The sequence below is a fragment of the Serratia sp. LSHTC3 genome (genome assembly GCF_057197125.1).
On sequence record NZ_JBXUNP010000002.1, the window covers coordinates 462,833 to 482,600 of the forward strand.

Sequence of the window (19,768 nt, forward strand, 5' to 3'; positions counted from 1 at the left end):
TACCGAGCGGTTTCCCGCCCGGCTGGCGCATTACATCGTTTGAGTGAAGGTACGAGTAATGACGTCCTGCTGTTGCTCTTTGGTCAGCGAGTTGAAGCGCACGGCGTAACCGGAGACGCGGATGGTCAGCTGAGGGTATTTCTCAGGGTTTTCCATCGCGTCCAGCAGCATTTCGCGGTTCATTACGTTGACGTTCAGATGCTGACCGCCCTCGATGGAGGCTTCATGGTGGAAGTAACCATCCATCAGGCCCGCCAGGTTGGCTTTACGCACGTCGTCGTCTTTACCCAGCGCGTTAGGCACGATGGAGAAGGTGTAGGAGATCCCGTCTTTCGCGTAGGCAAACGGCAGTTTGGCTACCGAGGTCAGGGAGGCGACTGCGCCTTTCTGGTCACGGCCGTGCATCGGGTTGGCACCTGGGCCGAATGGTGCGCCGGCGCGGCGGCCATCCGGGGTGTTACCGGTTTTCTTACCGTACACCACGTTGGAGGTGATGGTCAGTACGGACTGGGTCGGTACCGCGTTGCGGTAGGTGCGCAGTTTCTGAATTTTCTTCATGAAACGCTCAACCAGGTCGCAGGCGATGTCATCGACGCGGGCGTCGTTGTTACCGAACTGCGGATACTCGCCTTCCACTTTGAAGTCGATAGCCAGGCCGTCTTCGTCGCGAATGGTGGTGACTTTCGCGTACTTGATGGCGGACAGGGAGTCGGCCGCCACGGACAGACCGGCGATGCCGCAAGCCATGGTGCGATAAACGTCACGGTCATGCAGCGCCATCAGCGCAGCTTCGTAGCTGTACTTGTCGTGCATGTAGTGAATGATGTTCAGCGCGGTCACGTACTGCTTGGCCAGCCAATCCATAAAGTGGTCCATGCGCGCCATGACTTTGTCATAGTCCAGCACTTCGTCCATCATCGGCGCTTCTTTCGGGCCGACCTGCATTTTCAGTTTTTCGTCAACGCCGCCGTTGATGGCGTACAGCATGGTTTTCGCCAGGTTGGCGCGGGCGCCGAAGAACTGCATTTGCTTACCGACGATCATCGGGCTGACGCAACAGGCGATGGCGTAGTCATCGTTGTTGAAGTCAGGACGCATCAGGTCGTCGTTTTCGTACTGTACGGAAGAGGTGTCGATGGACACTTTCGCCGCGAATTTCTTGAAGTTCAGCGGCAGCTTCTCAGACCACAGGATGGTCATGTTCGGTTCCGGAGACGGCCCCATGGTGTACAGGGTGTTCAGGAAGCGGAAGCTGTTTTTGGTGACCAGGGTACGGCCGTCGACGCCCATACCGGCCAGGGATTCAGTCGCCCAGATTGGGTCGCCGGAGAACAGTTCATCGTACTCAGGGGTACGCAGGAAGCGCACCATACGCAGTTTCATCACCAGGTGGTCGATCAGTTCCTGCGCTTGCTCTTCGGTCAGTTTGCCCGCCTTGATGTCGCGCTCGATGAACACGTCGAGGAAGGTGGACACGCGGCCGAAGGACATGGCGGCGCCGTTCTGGGATTTCACCGCGGCCAGGTAGCCGAAGTAGGTCCACTGCACCGCTTCTTGCGCGCTGGTGGCTGGGCCGGAGATGTCGTAACCGTATTTGGCGGCCATCTCTTTGATCTGAGCCAGAGCGCGATGCTGTTCAGCGATCTCTTCACGCAGCTGGATGGTCATTTCCAGATCTTCGCCGTTTTCCAGTTTTTCCTGCAGCGATTTGAACTGGTTCAGCTTGTCGGCCATCAGGAAGTCGATGCCGTACAGCGCCACGCGGCGGTAGTCGCCGATGATGCGGCCGCGGCCGTAAGCGTCCGGCAGACCGGTCAGCACGCCGGATTTACGGCAGTTCAGGATGTCTTTGGTGTAAACGTCGAATACGCCCTGGTTGTGGGTTTTACGGTATTCGGTGAACACTTTTTTCAGCTGCGGATCCAGTTCGCGGCCGTACACTTTGCACGAACCTTCGACCATTTTGATGCCGCCGAACGGGATCAGCGCGCGTTTCAGAGGGGCGTCGGTCTGCAGACCCACGATGGTTTCCAGCTCTTTGGCGATGTAACCCGCGTCGTGAGAAACGATGGTTGAAGCAACGTTGGTGTCGAAATCAACCGGCGCATGAGTGCGGTTTTCCAGTTTGATCCCTTCCATAACCTTGTCCCACAAGGTGGTGGTGGCTTGAGTAGCGCCAGCCAGGAAGGATTCGTCACCCTCATAAGGCGTGTAGTTTTTCTGGATGAAGTCACGAACGTTGACTTCATTCTGCCAGTCACCCTTGCTGAAACCTTCCCAAGCGTTGGCTAATTTCTCGTTAAGTTCGGTCATTGTACACCTACCTTTGATTGTGGATTTCTAACTCTGCGCGCGGTTACTCACAGCTTAGTGCTGCTCGCGGCCCCCGCGCAGATAAATTACCCAGTAAGTCAACCCAACCAGCAGACCACCGCCGATGATGTTACCGAGGGTGACCGGAATCAGGTTGTCGATGATGAAGTTGCTTACTGTCAGATGAGCGAATTGCTCAGGTACCGCCCCTACGGCTTGCCAGAATTCCGGCGTGGCGAAGTGTTTGACCACGATGCCCATAGGGATCATAAACATGTTGGCGATGCTGTGTTCGAAGCCGCTGGCGACAAACATCCCGACCGGCAGCACCATGGCGAGCATCTTGTCGGTCAGGGTGCGGCCGGAGTAGCTCATCCAGACCGCCAGGCAGACCATCAGGTTGGCCAGAATGCCGAGGCACACGGCTTCGATGAAGGTGTGATGCAGCTTGTGGTCTGCGGTTTGCAGGACATTCAGGCCCCACTGGCCGTTGGCGACCATATACTCGCCGGAGAACCAGATCAGCGCCACGAAGAACAGCGCGCCGACCAGATTGCCGAGATAAACGTTCAGCCAGTTGGCGCCCAGCTGGCCCCAGCTGATGCGGCCGCTGGCCTTGGCGATGACGATAAGTACGGTAGAGGTGAACAGGTCGGCGCCCGACACCACCACCAGCATTAACCCGAGAGAGAAGCAGATGCCGCCGACCAGTTTCGCCAGCCCGAAAGGCACGCCGGCGGTGCCGGTGGTCGCCGTGATGTAGAAGACGAAGGCGATGGAAATGAAGACACCGGCGGTGATCGCCAAATAAAACGTTTTCAGCGGATGTTTGGTGGCTTTATACACGCCGGCATCTTCAGCGATTTTCGCCGTTGCCGCAGGTAAAATCAGATCGAAGGGGCTGTCAGTTTTCAAACTAACTCTCGCTCTTAAGGGTTAAAACAACGCAATGAGATACTAGCAAAGCAGTATAGGGGAAAATTTGATTTGGATCATAAGGCGGGGAAGTAGAGCGGTGAAATGACGTGTTTTTTGTGTGGTTTTTATGGTTAATTTATTGATTTTTAATAAAAAACAATTTTTTAATGTTTGCAAATTTTTTTGAATCCACCGAGTGGTCGGCGTGGAGTAAAGTTAAATTTTTAGGCGTTTTGTCGCCGCGCGGCGCTGAAAGTTTAATTATCGGTTAATTATTATTTCACCGTCCGGCAACAATTGACGGTTTATTTATTTTTATGGTCGTTTAACCACCTATTTCCCGGCGAAAAAATAAAACCGAATGCGTTGAAATAAACCGCAAAATTGAAAACGCCGCAACGGAGTGCGGCGTTTGGCAACAGGGGTACTCCCAAAGTGGCAGTATCCCCTGATGATGCTTAGGCCTTGGCCCAGTGGCGGCGTTTGGCCGCCTGCAGCTTCTCGTAAGCCGCCAGCAGAGCCTGATGGGCCGGCAGCGCCTTCAGATCGGCATCGACGGCGAACAGCCCGTTGAAGCGCTCTTCACCGCTGATGGCGGCGGAGGCGGCGTCGACCGCTTCCTGGCCGTACATCTTCACGAACGCGGTATAGTACTGCGCCGCTTCGCGTTCAGGCTCCTGCGCCAGCAGCAGCAGCGTTTGCAGGCAGCGGTAGTAGTTGCTGCGCGCCGGGCTCAGCACCGAGGCGTTGAAGTCCTGCGTCCATTCGGTCCAGATCAGCGCCTGATCCAGATCGCCGCCCGCCAGCGCCAGCATCGATTTCAGCTCGCCCACGCGCAGGGTATACCAGGCGTTGTCTTTGCCGCTGGCAATGCCCAGCAGTTCGCGTACGCGGGTGAAATCGTCCAGCCCTTCGTCGTCCAACTGCTCGATCAGCGCCAGGTATTCTTCCGGCTCCCACTCGCTGCCCGGCAGCGCCAGCAGCGTATCGCGCAGGTGCGCGCCCATGCTGTTGTTAGCCAGCAGCAGGTCTTCCGCCGGGTAGATATCGGACATGCCCGGCACGATGATGCGGCAAGCGTAGACGCCCAGGTGCTCGTAGTCGGCGATGTACACTTCCGCGTCTTCCTTGTCGAAGATGCTCATCAGGGTGGCGAACTCTTCCTGCGTGCTGCCGCTGAAGTTCCAGTCAACGAACGGATAGTCCGCGTCCTGCTTGAACAGATCCCAGGAGATCAGGCCGCTGGAGTCGATGAAGTGCGTTTCCAGGTTGGTGTGTTCCGCCACTTCTTCGTCATCGAAGGTCGGCGCGGTGAACACGTCGAGATCTTTCAGGCTGCGGCCCTGCAGCAGTTCGGTTACCGTGCGCTCCAGCGCCACGCCGAAGTCCGGATGCGCGCCGAATGAAGCGAAACAGGTGCCGTTGGTCGGGTTGAACAGCACCACGCAGATCACCGGGTAGTTGCCGCCCAGCGAGGCGTCATAGGAGAGGATCGGGAAACCTTCCTCTTCCAGCTTGGCGATAGCTTCCACCACGCCCGGGTAGCGGTTCAGCACCTCGTCCGGGATCGCCGGCAGGCTGATGGATTCGGCGATGATGCGGTTTTTCACATAACGCTCGAACACTTCCGACAGGCCCTGCACGCGCGCTTCGTTGGCGGTGTTGCCGGCGGACATGCCGTTGGAAACATACAGGTTGCCGATGATGTTCATCGGAATGTATACCGTTTGCTGGTCGGACTGACGGGTGAACGGCAGTGCACACACGCCGCGATCGGCGTTGCCGGACTGCAGATCGACCAGATCGCTGGCGCTCAGCTCTTGCTGCGGATCGTAGAAGGCGTGCAGGCGTTCGTCGAGGATGCCGGCCGGCAGCGCGTCGTCCGCCGGGATCGGGAACCATTTCTCATTCGGGTAGTGCACGAAATCGCCTTCGGCGATCTGCTTGCCCAGATAGAAATCGGCGAAGAAGTAGTTGGTGGACAGGCGCTCGAAATATTCACCCAGCGCGGAGGCCAGCGCGGCTTTTTTGCTGGCGCCTTTGCCGTTGGTGAAGCACAGCGGGCAATCGCGATCGCGGATGTGCACCGACCACACGTGCGGCACCGGGTTCAGCCAGGAGGCTTCTTCGATGTTGAAACCGAGATCGCTCAGTTTCTGCTGGAAACGGGAGATGGAGTCTTCCAGGGCGGCGTCTTTACCGGGGATAAAAGTTTGCGTCATTGTCTTCACTTTTTGCGCGTACTAAAAACGCGCAATGATACGGGGTTTTACGCTGGAGCTCCACGTATTCCTAAAGCGGCGGCAAAGTCACAGTTTTTTTAAGGATAAAGGCCATAATTCAGCAAGTTATCTGTCACGGAGAAATCTAATGAAATCAGTGAAACTCAGCGCGTTAACCCTCTTGTTGACCGGTGTCAGCGCCTCGGCGCTGGCGCTGCCCAACATCACCCTGCTGGCGACCGGCGGCACTATCGCCGGCGGCGGCGATTCGGCGACGAAATCCAACTATACCGCGGGCAAACTGGGCGTCGAGGCGTTGGTCGATGCGGTGCCGGCGCTGAAAGATATCGCCAACGTGCAGGGGGAACAGGTGGTGAACATCGGCTCGCAGGACATGAACGATCAGGTCTGGCTGACGCTGGCGAAGAAAATTGACGCCGACTGCGGCAAAACCGACGGCTTCGTCATCACTCACGGCACCGATACGCTGGAAGAGACGGCCTATTTCCTTGATTTGACGGTGAAATGCGACAAGCCGGTGGTATTGGTGGGGGCGATGCGGCCAGCGACGGCGATGAGCGCCGACGGCCCGTTCAACCTGTATAACGCGGTGGTGACGGCGGCGGATCCGCAATCGGCCAACCGCGGGGTGCTGGTGGCGATGAACGACACCGTGCTGGACGCGCGTGACGTCACCAAGACCAATACCACCGCCGTGCAGACCTTCCAGTCGCCAAACTACGGCCCGCTGGGGTATATCCACAACGGCAAGATCGATTACCAGCGCTCGCCGCAGCGTAAGCATACCCGGGAGACGCCGTTCGACGTCAGCAAGCTGAACGAGCTGCCGAAGGTCGGCATCGTCTACAACTACGCCAACGCCTCCGATGCGCCAGCCAAGGCCCTGATCGCCGAAGGCTATCAGGGCATCGTCAGCGCCGGGGTCGGCAACGGCAACCTGTATAAAACCGTGTTCGACACCCTGGCGACGGCGGCGCACAACGGCGTGGCGGTGGTGCGTTCTTCGCGCGTGCCGACCGGCGCCACCACCGAGGATGCGGAAGTGGACGACGCCAAGTACGGCTTCGTGGCCGCCGGCACGCTGAATCCGCAAAAGGCGCGCATTCTGCTGCAGCTGGCGCTGACGCAAACCAAAGACGCGAAGCAGATCCAGCAGATGTTTAATCAGTACTGATCGTTTCCTCTCCTGCGGGGGCCATCCAGGCTCCCGCAGCCATGTTGGCTGAATACAGCATAAAACACCGCGTTAACCCGCTGAATTTCCCCATGTCACAGGGTTTTATCGTCCAAACAATCGCGACGGCCGCAGAGCCTGTCATCACCCGGCACGGCCGTTTGCCGCCGACGGGCGAATAAGCGTTGCAGCCATGGGGCGTGAGTGATAAAACCGATGGGTTGGTTAACGCGAGCGTTAACTTCGGGCGTCTTTTCGACAGGTCGCTTTTCTGCGGCGAACAGTGAATGTGGTGAGGGGAAATGACTCAGGTTTATAATTTTAGCTCTGGCCCGGCGATGCTGCCGGTGGAAGTGTTGCGTCGTGCGGAACAGGAACTGTGCAACTGGCACGGCCTGGGAACGTCTGTGATGGAGATCAGTCACCGCAGCAAAGAATTCATCGCCGTTGCCGAGCAGGCGGAACAGGATCTGCGCGATCTGCTGAAAGTCCCCTCCAACTATAAAGTGCTGTTTTGCCACGGCGGCGCCCGCGCGCAGTTCGCCGCGCTGCCGCTGAACCTGCTGGGCGACAAGGCCACCGCCGACTATATCGACGGCGGCTATTGGGCGCACAGCGCCATCAAGGAAGCGGAAAAGTATTGCGCCCCGAACGTCATCGACGTGAAAACCCGCATCGACGGCCTGAGCGGCATCACGCCGATGAAAGAGTGGCAACTGAGCAACGACGCGGCTTACGTGCACTATTGCCCGAATGAGACCATCGACGGCGTGGCCATCGATGAAACGCCGGACTTCGGCGACAAAGTGGTGATCGGCGATTACTCCTCGACCATCCTGTCCCGCCCGCTCGACGTCAGCCGCTTCGGCGTGATTTACGCCGGCGCGCAGAAAAATATCGGCCCGGCCGGTCTGACGCTGGTGATCGTGCGCGACGATCTGCTGGGCAAGGCGCGCAAAGAAGTGCCGTCTATCCTTGACTACACCGTGCTGGCCGAGAACGGCTCGATGTTCAACACCCCGCCGACCTTCGCCTGGTACTTGTCCGGGCTGGTGTTCAAATGGCTGAAAGAGCAGGGCGGCCTGGTGGAGATGCAAAAACGCAATCAGGCCAAGGCCGAGCTGTTGTACGCGACCATCGATAAATCTGACTTCTACCGCAGCCAGGTGGCGATCGCCAACCGTTCCTGGATGAACGTGCCGTTCCAGCTGGCCGATGCGGCGCTGGACAAGGTGTTCCTCAGCGAAGCCGAGGCTATCGGCCTGCAGGCGCTGAAAGGCCACCGGGTAGTTGGCGGCATGCGCGCTTCTATTTACAATGCCATGCCGCTGGCCGGCGTCCAGGCGCTGACCGACTTCATGGCCGACTTCGAACGTCGTCACGGTTGATTCCGGCAGCCCGCCAGGCGCGGGCGGCCTCAGGCTGTTGTCCTTTTGCATTAAAGCGGCTCCGGCATTATTCCGGAGCCGTTTCGTTTATCAGAATTGGAGAGTTTTGTTCACATGGTGGATTCCCTGACGTTACAACCGGTCGCCCTGGTCAATGGCACCGTCAACTTACCCGGCTCGAAGAGCGTTTCTAACCGCGCTCTGCTGCTGGCGGCGCTGGCGGAGGGAACGACCCGGCTGACCAACCTGCTGGACAGCGACGACGTGCGTCATATGCTGAATGCGCTGCAGGCGTTGGGTGTGAACTACCGGCTTTCCGCCGACCGCACCGTGTGTGAAGTGACCGGCGTGGCCGGGCCGTTGGTGGCCAACCAACCTCTGGAACTGTTCCTCGGCAATGCCGGCACCGCGATGCGCCCACTGGCGGCGGCGCTGTGCCTTGGTGAAGGCGACGTGGTGCTGACCGGGGAACCCCGCATGAAAGAACGCCCGATCGGCCATCTGGTGGACGCGTTGCGCCAGGGCGGGGCGCAGATTGATTACCTCGAACAGACCGATTACCCGCCAATTCGCCTGCGCGGCGGTTTCCAGGGCGGCGACGTCACCGTTGACGGCAGCGTTTCCAGCCAGTTCCTGACCGCGTTGCTGATGACCGCGCCCCTGGCGCCGCAGGATACGCAGATCCACATCAAGGGCGAGCTGGTTTCCAAGCCGTACATCGACATCACGCTGCATCTGATGCGCACCTTCGGCGTATCGGTGAGCCACGACAACTACCGGGTATTCCATATCCAGGGGCGCCAGACGTATATCGCGCCGGGCGATTACCTGGTTGAGGGCGACGCTTCTTCCGCCTCTTACTTCCTGGCGGCGGCGGCGATCAAGGGCGGCACCGTGCGCGTGACCGGCATTGGTCGCAAAAGCGTGCAGGGCGACACCAAGTTTGCCGACGTGCTGGAGAAAATGGGCGCGCGCATCACCTGGGGCGACGATTTCATCGAGTGCAGCCGCGGTGAACTGCGCGGCATCGACATGGACATGAACCACATTCCCGACGCGGCGATGACCATCGCCACCGCAGCGCTGTTCGCCGAGGGGCCGACCACCATCCGCAATATCTACAACTGGCGGGTGAAGGAGACCGACCGTCTGGCGGCGATGGCCACCGAGCTGCGTAAAGTGGGGGCGGAAGTGGACGAAGGCGAAGACTACATTCACGTCGTGCCGCCGGCCAAGCTGCAGTTCGCCGAGATCGGCACCTACAACGATCACCGCATGGCAATGTGCTTCTCGCTGGTGGCGCTGTCGGATACGCCGGTCACCATTCTCGATCCGAAATGCACCGCGAAGACCTTCCCGGATTATTTCGAACAGCTGGCGCGCATCAGCCAGCCGGCGTAACCCGTCAAATCGTTTATTTTAAGGCCCCTTTGCGGGCCTTTATCGTTTTTAACCTTTGGCGACCGGCGTTTCTTCTATACTTTTTCGCGGTTGTGCGCTTATTTTCAACAACCGGATAGTTCCAGGGTAACAGATCGCCGTAGGGCAGCGTATAATACGCCACCGTATTTGCCCCTGATTGGGCAGGTGACAGAGCTCACGGGCTTCGAGTCGAAGCACGCCGTGTCTCTGTGAGGTTTTCTACCTGAAGGAGAGAGAAATGACGGCTACAGCCCCGGTGATAACCGTTGATGGACCAAGTGGCGCGGGCAAAGGCACGCTGTGTAAAGCGTTGGCCGAGTCCCTTGGTTGGCGTTTGCTGGACTCCGGCGCGATCTATCGCGTGCTGGCGCTGGCGGCGTTGCATCATCAGGTGGATATCACTTCTGAGGAAGCGCTGGTTCCGCTGGCCGCACATCTCGATGTTCGCTTCGTTGCCCAGGACGGCAAGCTGCAGGTGATTTTGGAAGGTGAGGACGTCAGCAATGAGATCCGCACCGAAACCGTCGGCAACACCGCGTCGCAAGCGGCTGCGTTTCCGCGCGTGCGCGAGGCGTTGCTGCGCCGCCAGCGCGCATTCCGTGAGGCGCCCGGCCTGATTGCCGATGGCCGCGACATGGGCACGGTGGTGTTCCCTGACGCGCCGGTCAAGATTTTCCTCGACGCCAGCTCGGAGGAGCGCGCGCACCGCCGCATGCTGCAGTTGCAGGAGAAAGGCTTTAATGTTAACTTTGAACGTCTTTTAGCCGAGATAAAGGAACGGGACGACCGTGACCGTAATCGGCCTATCGCGCCTCTGGTGCCCGCTTCTGACGCCCTCGTGCTGGATTCTACCAGCATGTCGATCGAAGAAGTGATCCGGCAGGCGTTGACGTATGCACAGAAAGTGTTGGCGTTGCCGCAGCAATAAGCGCGGCGGCGCTATTGGCTTTTTGTCATATTTGTCATAGCGGTATCGCAATATATCGGGTAAAATTTTACCCCTGTAACCTTAAACCCTGTCGGCATGGAGCCAATGGCGGGGTATGTGAAACAACCCCATTCGGCGGGACGCTAAATGGACGTTAAACTAAAGAACCCTGAAGATTAACAACATGACTGAATCTTTCGCTCAACTCTTTGAAGAATCCTTAAAAGAAATCGAAACCCGCCCGGGTTCCATCGTTCGTGGCGTCGTTGTTGCTATCGACAAAGATATCGTACTGGTTGACGCCGGTCTGAAATCTGAGTCTGCCATCCCGGCTGAGCAATTCAAAAACGCCCAGGGCGAGCTGGAAATCCAGGTTGGTGACGAAGTTGACGTTGCTCTGGATGCTGTTGAAGACGGCTTCGGTGAAACCCTGCTGTCCCGTGAGAAAGCTAAGCGTCACGAAGCTTGGATCACGCTGGAAAAAGCCTACGAAGAAGCTGAGACTGTAACCGGTGTTATCAACGGCAAAGTGAAGGGTGGCTTCACCGTCGAGCTGAACGGCATCCGCGCGTTCCTGCCAGGTTCCCTGGTTGACGTGCGTCCGGTACGTGACACTCTGCACCTGGAAGGCAAAGAGCTTGAGTTCAAAGTCATCAAGCTGGATCAGAAGCGCAACAACGTTGTCGTTTCTCGCCGTGCGGTTATCGAATCCGAGAACAGCGCTGAGCGCGATCAACTGCTGGAAAACCTGCAGGAAGGCATGGAAGTTAAAGGTATCGTTAAGAACCTCACTGACTACGGTGCATTCGTTGATCTGGGCGGCGTAGACGGCCTGCTGCACATCACTGACATGGCTTGGAAACGCGTTAAGCACCCAAGCGAAATCGTCAATGTTGGCGATGAAATCACTGTTAAAGTGCTGAAGTTCGACCGCGAGCGTACTCGTGTATCCCTGGGCCTGAAACAGCTGGGCGAAGATCCATGGGTTGCTATCGCGAAACGTTACCCAGAAGGCACCAAGCTGACTGGCCGTGTAACCAACCTGACTGATTACGGCTGCTTCGTAGAAATCGAAGAAGGCGTTGAAGGTCTGGTACACGTTTCTGAAATGGATTGGACCAACAAAAACATCCATCCGTCCAAAGTTGTTAACGTGGGCGACGTAGTGGAAGTGATGGTTCTGGACATCGATGAAGAACGTCGTCGTATCTCCCTGGGCCTGAAGCAGTGCAAATCCAACCCATGGCAGCAGTTCGCAGAAACCCACAACAAGGGCGACCGCGTTGAAGGTAAAATCAAGTCTATCACTGACTTCGGTATCTTCATCGGCCTGGACGGCGGCATCGACGGCCTGGTTCACCTGTCTGACATCTCCTGGAACGTTGCAGGCGAAGAAGCAGTACGTGAATACAAGAAAGGCGACGAAATCGCTGCTGTTGTTCTGCAAGTTGACGCAGAGCGCGAGCGTATCTCCCTGGGCGTGAAGCAACTGGCTGAAGACCCGTTCAATAACTACCTGTCTATGAACAAGAAAGGTGCTATTGTTACTGGTAAAGTCACTGCAGTTGACGCCAAAGGTGCTACAGTTGAATTGGCAGGCGGCGTAGAAGGTTACCTGCGTGCATCTGAAGCCTCTCGCGACCGCATTGAAGATGCAACTCTGGTTCTGAACGTAGGTGACGAAGTTGAAGCTAAATTCACCGGCGTTGACCGTAAGAACCGCGTTGTAAGCCTGTCCGTACGTGCTAAGGACGAAGCTGACGAGAAAGACGCCATCGCAACTGTTAACAACAAACAGGAAGAAGGCAACTTCTCTAACGCAATGGCTGAAGCTTTCAAAGCGGCTAAAGGCGAGTAATGACGGGGGGCGGTCGCTGACCGCCCCAATACGGTAGTTTAGCTGCAAAGCTTGGAGGTACTATGACCAAGTCTGAACTTATTGAAAGACTTGCTGGCCAGCAATCTCATATTCCGGCGAAGGCCGTTGAGGATGCAGTGAAAGAGATGCTTGAGCACATGGCCGCTACGCTGGCCGAGGGCGAACGCATTGAGATCCGCGGATTCGGCAGTTTTTCTCTTCACTACCGTGCCCCGCGTGTAGGCCGCAACCCGAAAACCGGTGACAAAGTCGAGCTGGACGGCAAGTACGTTCCTCACTTCAAACCAGGCAAAGAGTTGCGTGACCGCGCCAATATCTATGGCTAGTCGCTGACTGATCATAGCGTTGTTGCTTGTAAAGAATATAAAACGGTGCCTGTAAGGCGCCGTTTTTTTTCGCCTGCGATTCTCCACGATACGCTTGTGAATTGCGTACTGCGCCGCATTTGCGGTGTAGTTGCTGCATAAACCTCTCTTACCCTGGCGCGCTCGCCGCATTCTCGCTAAAGCCCGCTGGTCGCGACATGCCGCTTGACTCATCCTGTTTGCCTGCCGTAACGCGCTTGTGCGCGTGGCGGGTGCGATGGGAGAAGAACGATCAAAATTTCGCTGGATCTGGCGATATTCGCCGTTATCTGCGGCATCTTGCCGCTGCTGATTTTACCGCAGTTGCCAGAACTATGGCTGCTGTGGCCGATGCTGTTTGTCGGCTGCTTGCTGTTGCGCGCGCGTTGGCCGTTCTGCCGCTATTTGGCCTGCCTGGGATTGGGATTCACATGGGCGGTTTTCAACGCCGGAAGCCTGCTCGGGCAAATGGAGCGCTTAACTCGCATGCCGGACGTGACGGCGGTGGTGCAGGTGAGCAGCGTCGCGCTGGAGCCCGCCGCCAGTAAACAGACGCTGATGCGCATCGAGCGGGTCGACGGTCATTGGTTGGCGCCTGCGCTGGCGTTTACCACGACGTGGGCTCCCGAACGGCAGCGGCTGTGTGCCGGGCAGCGTTGGCAATTGAAACTGCGCCTGCGGCCGGTACATGGCAAGCTCAATGAAGGCGGATTTGACAGCCAACGTTGGGCGATTGCCCAGCGCCAGCCGTTGACGGGGCGGGTCAGGCAGGCTCGTTTGCTGGATGGCGACTGCGGGCTGCGTCAGCGCATCATCAGCCATGCGGAAACTAACATCGGTGAATTGCGTTACAAGGCGGTATTGCTGGCGCTGGCGTTTGGGGAACGAACCGCGCTGGAGCAGGCTTTGCGCACGCTGATGCTGAAAACCGGCATCGCTCACCTGATGGCCATTTCAGGGTTGCATGTGGCGATGGTCGCCATTTTGTTCTGGGCCGCGTTGCGAGCGCTGCAGTTTTTTCTTCCCGCCCATTTGATTGGCTATCGCTTTCCATTGGTCGCAGGCTGGGTGGCGACGCTGATCTATGTTTGGTTGGTGGGCGCCCAACCGCCGGCGGTGCGTACCGCGTTGGCGATGACGCTGTGGATGCTGTTGCGCTTGCGCGGCGTTCATTGTTCTTCCTGGCAAGTGTGGCTGTGGTGTATCGGGCTGATTTTGCTGTGCGATCCGTTGGCGGTTTTGTCAGACAGTTTTTGGCTGTCGGTGCTGGCGGTGGGGTGTTTGATTTTTTGGTTTGAATGGGCACCGCTCAGCGAGCGATTTCGCTCGGCCTGGTATTGGGCGCCGGTACGCTGGCTGCATATTCAGTTGGGCATGACGTTGTTGCTGGTGCCGATGCAGGTCGCGCTGTTTTTAGGTCTGACGCTGACCTCGCTGCCTGCCAATCTTTGGGCTGTGCCCATCGTCTCATTGGTGACGGTGCCGTTGATTTTGCTGGCGGTGATCGGCGGCGTCTTCCCCTCGCTAAGTTACGGGCTTTGGTGGTTGGCAGATTTCACGTTGAGCGGGGTGTTTGTGCCGCTGCATTACCTGCAACGCGGTTGGGTGGATTTGGGGGCCGCCTCGCTGCTGGCCAGCATAGCGGGATGGCTTATCGTTATCTGCTGGCGCTTTCATTGGTGGTGGCGCTATGCGCCGGGGCTGGCGGCGGTGGCGATATGCTGCGTGTTGTGGCGTGGCAAAGCGCCGGACTATCGCTGGCGCGTCGATATGCTTGATGTCGGGCACGGGTTGGCGGTGGTTATCGAGCAAAACGGCAAGGGGATACTGTACGATACCGGCGATCGTTGGCCCACGGGCAGCGCTGCCGAACGGCATATCTTACCGATGTTGAACTGGCGGAATATTGAACTGGAGCAGATCATTATCAGCCATATTCACCTCGATCATATCGGCGGGCTGCCGGTGATGCGGCGGGCGTTTCCGCAGGCGACGGTGCGCAGCCCGATACGCGGGGAAGGACACTTGCCCTGCATCGCCGGGGAGCGTTGGCGCTGGCAATCGCTGCAATTCGAGGTGCTGTGGCCACCGAAAACGCGCAAAAGGCCGGTCAATGACGACTCCTGCGTGATCCGCATCGACGATGGGCAATTCAGTTTGCTGCTCACCGGCGATGCGGAAAAGAAGGCGGAGGCGCAGCTGTTACGGTTGCGGCGCGATCGCTTGGCGGCTACGGTGTTGCAGGTGGGGCATCACGGCAGCAAGACGTCCTCGACGCCGCCGTTTCTGCGCGCGGTCAATCCCGAAGTGGCGCTGGCCTCCGCATCGCGTTACAACAAATGGCGATTGCCGGCGCGGAAAGTGGTCGCCAGATACCGGGCAAATGGCATCCAATGGCGCGATACAACGCGCTCGGGTCAGTTATCGGTACTTTTTTTCGACAACGATTGGCAAATTAAAGGCTTTCGCGAACAATTAATGCCCCGTTGGTACCATCAGCGGTTTGGCGTAGAGGGTGATAATGAGTAAAATAGGCCGCTATTTCTTCCGATGCTGGTATTTGCATGATGAATGATAAAGATCTCTCGACCTGGCAGACGTTCCGTCGACTCTGGCCGATGATCACTCCTTTTAAGACCGGGCTGATTGTGGCCGCCATTGCGTTGATTATGAACGCAGCGGGGGACACGCTGATGCTGTCTCTGCTTAAACCGTTATTGGACGATGGGTTTGGAAAAACCGACAGCAGCGTGCTGGTATGGATGCCGTTGGCGGTGATTGCGCTGATGTTGATGCGCGGCGTGACCAGTTTTGTTTCAAGCTACTGCATTTCCTGGGTTTCCGGCATGGTGGTGATGCAAATGCGCCGCCGCCTGTTTGGCCACATGATGAGAATGCCGGTGGCCTTCTTCGATCAGCAGTCCACCGGGACTTTGCTGTCGCGTATTACCTATGATTCCGAGCAGGTAGCTTCCTCCTCTTCCAGCGCGCTGGTGACCGTGGTGCGTGAAGGAGCCTCGATCATTGGCCTGTTCATCATGATGTTTTACTACAGCTGGCAGCTGTCGGTGATCCTGATCGTGCTGGCGCCGATCGTCTCCATCGCCATTCGCCTGGTGTCCAAGCGTTTCCGCAACATCAGCAAGAACATGCAGAACACCATGGGGCAGGTGACCACCAGCGCCGAGCAGATGCTGAAAGGCCATAAAGAAGTGTTGATCTTCGGCGGCCAGCAGGTGGAAACCGAGCGTTTTAACTCGGTGAGCAACCGCATGCGCCAACAGGGCATGAAATTGGTCTCCGCGTCTTCGATTTCCGATCCGATCATTCAGCTGATCGCTTCGCTGGCCCTGGCGTTCGTGCTGTTTGCCGCCAGCTTCCCAAGCGTGATGGAAACCCTGACCGCCGGCACCATTACCGTGGTGTTCTCGTCGATGATCGCGCTGATGCGTCCGCTGAAGTCGCTGACCAACGTCAATGCCCAGTTCCAGCGAGGGATGGCGGCCTGTCAGACGCTGTTCTCCATTTTGGATATGGAACAGGAAAAAGACACCGGCACCCGCGAAGTGAAGCGTGCGAAAGGCGATATCGAATTCCGCAACGTCACCTTCTACTACCCGGCCAAAGAAACGCCGGCGCTGCGTGATATCAACCTGAAAATCTCCGAAGGCAAAACCGTCGCGTTGGTGGGCCGTTCCGGTTCGGGTAAATCCACCATCGCCAACCTGCTGACGCGCTTCTACGATATTCAGGAAGGCGAAATCCTGATGGATGGCCACGATCTGCGTGAATATACCCTGGCCTCGCTGCGCAATCAGGTGGCCCTGGTTTCACAAAACGTGCACCTGTTCAACGACACCATCGCCAACAACATCGCCTATGCGCGCGAGAGCGAATACAGCCGCGAGCAGATTGAGAAAGCGGCGGAAATGGCGTACGCGATGGACTTCATCAACAAGATGGAAAACGGTCTGGATACGGTGATCGGTGAAAACGGCGTGATGCTGTCCGGCGGCCAACGCCAGCGCATTGCCATCGCGCGTGCTTTGCTGCGCGATTGCCCGATCCTGATCCTGGATGAGGCGACGTCTGCGCTGGATACCGAATCCGAGCGTGCCATTCAGGCCGCGCTGGACGAGCTGCAGAAAGACCGCACTTCGCTGGTGATCGCACACCGTCTGTCGACCATTGAGAAGGCGGACGAGATCCTGGTGGTGGAGGACGGCCGCATCGTCGAACGCGGTGAACACGCCGAGTTGCTTGAGCGCCAGGGCGCCTATGCGCAGCTGCACCGCATGCAGTTTGGTCAATAATGATTGAGCGCATCTGGTCCGGCGGTTCGTTGCTTTATCTGGCGCTATTGCCGCTCTCGTGGCTTTATGGCTTGTTCAGTTGGCTGATCCGCCTCAGTTACCGCTGCGGCCTGCGTAAAAGTTGGCGTTCGCCGGTGCCGGTAGTGGTGGTGGGTAACCTCACCGCCGGCGGCAACGGTAAAACGCCGATGGTGATTTGGCTGGTGGAACACCTGCAACAACGGGGCTATCGCGTTGGCGTGGTGTCACGCGGCTACGGCGGCAAGTCGGCGGTTTATCCGCTGGTGCTCGGTCAGAATACGTCGACCCGCGAGGCGGGCGATGAGCCGGTGCTGATTTATCAACGTACCGGTGCGCCTGTGGCGATCGCGCCCAAGCGAGCCGAGGCGGTGCAGGCCCTGCTGCAACAACAGCCGCTGGATGTGATCATCACCGACGACGGCTTGCAGCACTACGCTTTACAGCGTGACTTCGAGCTGGTGGTCATCGACGGCGTGCGTCGTTTCGGTAACGGCTGGTGGTTGCCGGCCGGGCCGATGCGTGAACGTGCCGCGCGGCTTGGCAGCGTCGATGCGCGCGTCGCCAATGGTGGCGTGGCGCAGGCCGGGGAAATTGCCATGCGCCTGCAGGCGCGTGATGCGGTGAACCTGCTGAGCGGTGAACGTCGCCCGGCGGCCGAGCTGCCGCGCGTGGTGGCGATGGCGGGCATCGGCCATCCGCCGCGTTTCTTCGCGACGTTGGAAAAGTTGAACGTCGAAGTCGTGCAGGAAGTGGCGTTTGCCGATCATCAGGAATATCAGCAGGAACCGCTGGCGGCGTTGGTTAATGCAGATCAAACGCTGTTGATGACGGAGAAGGACGCGGTGAAGTGTCGCGCCTTTGCCCAGCCCAATTGGTGGTATCTACCGGTTGATGCGGTGCTACCGTCCGCTCAGGCTGAGCAACTGCTGCAGGATATCGAATCTCTGCTGACTAAGTAATCTCAGGATGCCAGCGTGGCAAGCCCCAGGGCTTGCGCGCAGGCTTCCAGCGAACGCTGCTGGGTTTGCTGATACAGCGCCAGTTCGTCGATCACCTCACTGCCCAACGCTTGTTCAAACGCTGCCCGGCTGGAAACCGCGTTGTACTGCGCGTGGCGGCTGTCCCCCAGATTCGACTGGAAAATCCCCGCCGCGCTGACCGGCAGAAAATCTTCATATACCAGAGGCTGGAAGCGAACGTGTTCTTTCTCGATCAGTTGTTCCAGGGTGCTGTGCTTGTCCAGCGACTCTTTGGCCGCCAGGCCGCATTCGGTCGGGAAATAGCGGAACCAGGCCAACTGTTGCTCACGCAGCGTGGCGTAATCATCCGGAAACGCCCGGAAGTTTTCCTCCAGCAGTTGATAGTAGCGCTCGGCATTCTTCTCGCTCGGCGGCGCCTGCAACGCATCGTTGGTCGCCTGCAGCAAACGGTCGTAAAGTTCGCGTCCTTTAGGCGTTAGCGCCACGCCGCGTTGTTCGATCTCGCCGAAGCGCGCGGTATGGTGACCGGCGATGGCGTGGCCGTCGTGCTCAACGAAATCGACGCTTTCTTCCAACGCTTTGAAGCTGGTTTGGCGCAGCAGGATCGCGCGGCGGCGGCGCGGCGGGCCCTCGATGACCGCTTTGGGCGTAATACCGCGGCCGGGCATCGCTTGCTGAACGCGATCGATATCCAGCGTACGTGGTGTCAGGTGGTTGATATGCGGCCCTTTAAACGCCACCACGTCGGCGATCAGGCGATGCTGATCGTGCAGCTGCCGGTATTCTTCGGCGCTGACCGTCGCCTGGTTATGCCAGCGGAAGGTTTCCAGCGCTTGTTCGACAAATTCTTGCGCCTGCACTTCATTCAGCCCACCTTGCGCTTCCTGCAGCGCCATCAGCTCCAGCGCGCGATCTGTAAAGATACGGCGGCGCGCCAGCAAGCGCTCGGCCAGCGCACGCAGCGCGGGATCTTCTATCAGTTCCAGGCGCAGCAGGGAGGTGAACACGCGGAAAGGACTGATCTGCAGCGCGTCTTCGTGTATGGCGCGAAAAGCGGTGGAGTGCACCGGAACGCCCGCCACCGACAGGTCATAGTAACCGACCGGCGCCATGCCCATCACCCGGAACAGGCGGCGCAGGGTGGCCAGTTCGTCCGCCGTGCCGACCCGGATCGCGCCGTGGCGCTCCATGGCCAGGCGTTCGATCTCGCCGGTGATTTGCAGTTGATGAGCCAGTGCGGCATCTTCGCGTAGAACCTGCCGGTTGGTTTCCGCCACCAGCTCCAGCAGATCGCCGTACAGCGGTACCTCTTTTTGATACATGTCCGACATCGCGTGAGAGAATCTGGCGCGGATTTCATTAGGTGAAACGAACTGCTGGGCGGTCATGCGCATAGCTCCTTGATTCAGCATAATCTGAAAAATCGTGTTTTTAGCGGCAAAAGTGCTGGCGAAAAAGCCGTCTGCCTTGTTTTCCCCTCAAGTTTAGCCATCTGATTTGGGATTTGTTATAGCGGCGTCAAGCATATTAGAGTTTTATGCGTTAGCTCTCATTTGCAGCGCTCAGACGGGCAAATGATGCCCCGGTGAGGAGAGGAACGCGCTGGATCGGCTGCGGCGAGCGTTAAATTAAGTCATGTATATTCATGGGGATAAAAATAAATTCGGTGTAATGATGAATTTATTGCAATAAACCTCTTGTGCATTCACCATTTTTATGAGTAAATGCAAGTCGGCCTGTAATCCAGACCTATTTATGTTCGAGTTTAGAGTTAAGCAGTTCCTCCAAAAACGTTATCATCCGATTCCGCTTCAAAGACGAACCTTCTAAGTACCTCCCATAAGT

At 57.9% G+C, this 19,768-nt stretch carries 13 protein-coding genes; 9 read left to right on the top strand and 4 right to left on the bottom strand.

Annotated elements, in window-relative coordinates:
- Window positions 1–30: 30 nt before the first annotated feature.
- The 3 genes from pflB to ycaO all read right to left on the bottom strand — a co-directional run bounded on the left by pflB (window position 31) and on the right by ycaO (window position 5,453).
- Window positions 31–2,313: a formate C-acetyltransferase gene (gene pflB / locus AC2CGI_RS09410; RefSeq protein ID WP_004928286.1), complete on the bottom strand. Its 2,283-nt coding sequence runs from the start codon at window positions 2,311–2,313 to the stop codon at window positions 31–33.
- Between the two features lie 54 nt (window positions 2,314–2,367).
- Window positions 2,368–3,228 (bottom strand): formate transporter FocA, encoded by an 861-nt coding sequence (focA, locus tag AC2CGI_RS09415; protein ID WP_004928284.1) that lies wholly within the window; start codon window positions 3,226–3,228, stop codon window positions 2,368–2,370.
- A 461-nt stretch (window positions 3,229–3,689) separates the two neighbouring features.
- Complete coding sequence (gene ycaO, locus AC2CGI_RS09420) at window positions 3,690–5,453, bottom strand: 30S ribosomal protein S12 methylthiotransferase accessory factor YcaO (protein ID WP_076740369.1); 1,764 nt, start codon at window positions 5,451–5,453, stop codon at window positions 3,690–3,692.
- 148 nt (window positions 5,454–5,601) lie between these two features.
- Between ycaO and ansB the strand changes: the two genes are divergently transcribed.
- From ansB to lpxK, 9 genes are all read left to right on the top strand, one after another.
- Entirely contained in the window at window positions 5,602–6,648 is a 1,047-nt protein-coding gene (gene ansB / locus AC2CGI_RS09425) for an L-asparaginase 2 (RefSeq protein ID WP_021504333.1), read from the top strand.
- A 302-nt stretch (window positions 6,649–6,950) separates the two neighbouring features.
- Entirely contained in the window at window positions 6,951–8,036 is a 1,086-nt protein-coding gene (gene serC, locus AC2CGI_RS09430; RefSeq protein ID WP_004928275.1) for a 3-phosphoserine/phosphohydroxythreonine transaminase, read from the top strand.
- A gap of 114 nt (window positions 8,037–8,150) precedes the next feature.
- The gene (aroA, locus tag AC2CGI_RS09435) at window positions 8,151–9,437 is read left to right on the top strand and encodes a 3-phosphoshikimate 1-carboxyvinyltransferase (protein WP_016928320.1); all 1,287 of its coding nucleotides are present in this window, start codon (window positions 8,151–8,153) and stop codon (window positions 9,435–9,437) included.
- A 259-nt stretch (window positions 9,438–9,696) separates the two neighbouring features.
- Window positions 9,697–10,386 (top strand): (d)CMP kinase, encoded by a 690-nt coding sequence (gene cmk, locus AC2CGI_RS09440; protein ID WP_004928270.1) that lies wholly within the window; start codon window positions 9,697–9,699, stop codon window positions 10,384–10,386.
- 184 nt (window positions 10,387–10,570) lie between these two features.
- The gene (rpsA, locus tag AC2CGI_RS09445; RefSeq protein ID WP_004928267.1) at window positions 10,571–12,244 is read left to right on the top strand and encodes a 30S ribosomal protein S1; all 1,674 of its coding nucleotides are present in this window, start codon (window positions 10,571–10,573) and stop codon (window positions 12,242–12,244) included.
- 62 nt (window positions 12,245–12,306) lie between these two features.
- The gene (gene ihfB, locus AC2CGI_RS09450; protein WP_004928264.1) at window positions 12,307–12,591 is read left to right on the top strand and encodes an integration host factor subunit beta; all 285 of its coding nucleotides are present in this window, start codon (window positions 12,307–12,309) and stop codon (window positions 12,589–12,591) included.
- Between the two features lie 270 nt (window positions 12,592–12,861).
- Window positions 12,862–15,138 (top strand): ComEC family protein, encoded by a 2,277-nt coding sequence (locus AC2CGI_RS09455; RefSeq protein ID WP_370456215.1) that lies wholly within the window; start codon window positions 12,862–12,864, stop codon window positions 15,136–15,138.
- Window positions 15,139–15,173: 35 nt separating this feature from the next.
- A complete protein-coding gene (gene msbA, locus AC2CGI_RS09460) occupies window positions 15,174–16,922 on the top strand; it encodes a lipid A ABC transporter ATP-binding protein/permease MsbA (protein WP_015377329.1) in 1,749 nt (582 codons plus the stop codon).
- Entirely contained in the window at window positions 16,922–17,902 is a 981-nt protein-coding gene (lpxK, locus tag AC2CGI_RS09465) for a tetraacyldisaccharide 4'-kinase (RefSeq protein WP_015377330.1), read from the top strand. The genes msbA and lpxK overlap by 1 nt, the downstream gene beginning before the upstream one ends.
- Window positions 17,903–17,904: 2 nt before the next feature.
- Here lpxK and hglS read toward each other — a convergent pair whose 3' ends face one another.
- Window positions 17,905–19,311, bottom strand: coding sequence for a 2-oxoadipate dioxygenase/decarboxylase HglS (hglS, locus tag AC2CGI_RS09470; RefSeq protein WP_004928247.1), 1,407 nt, complete (start codon window positions 19,309–19,311; stop codon window positions 17,905–17,907).
- Between the last annotated feature and the right edge of the window lie 457 nt (window positions 19,312–19,768).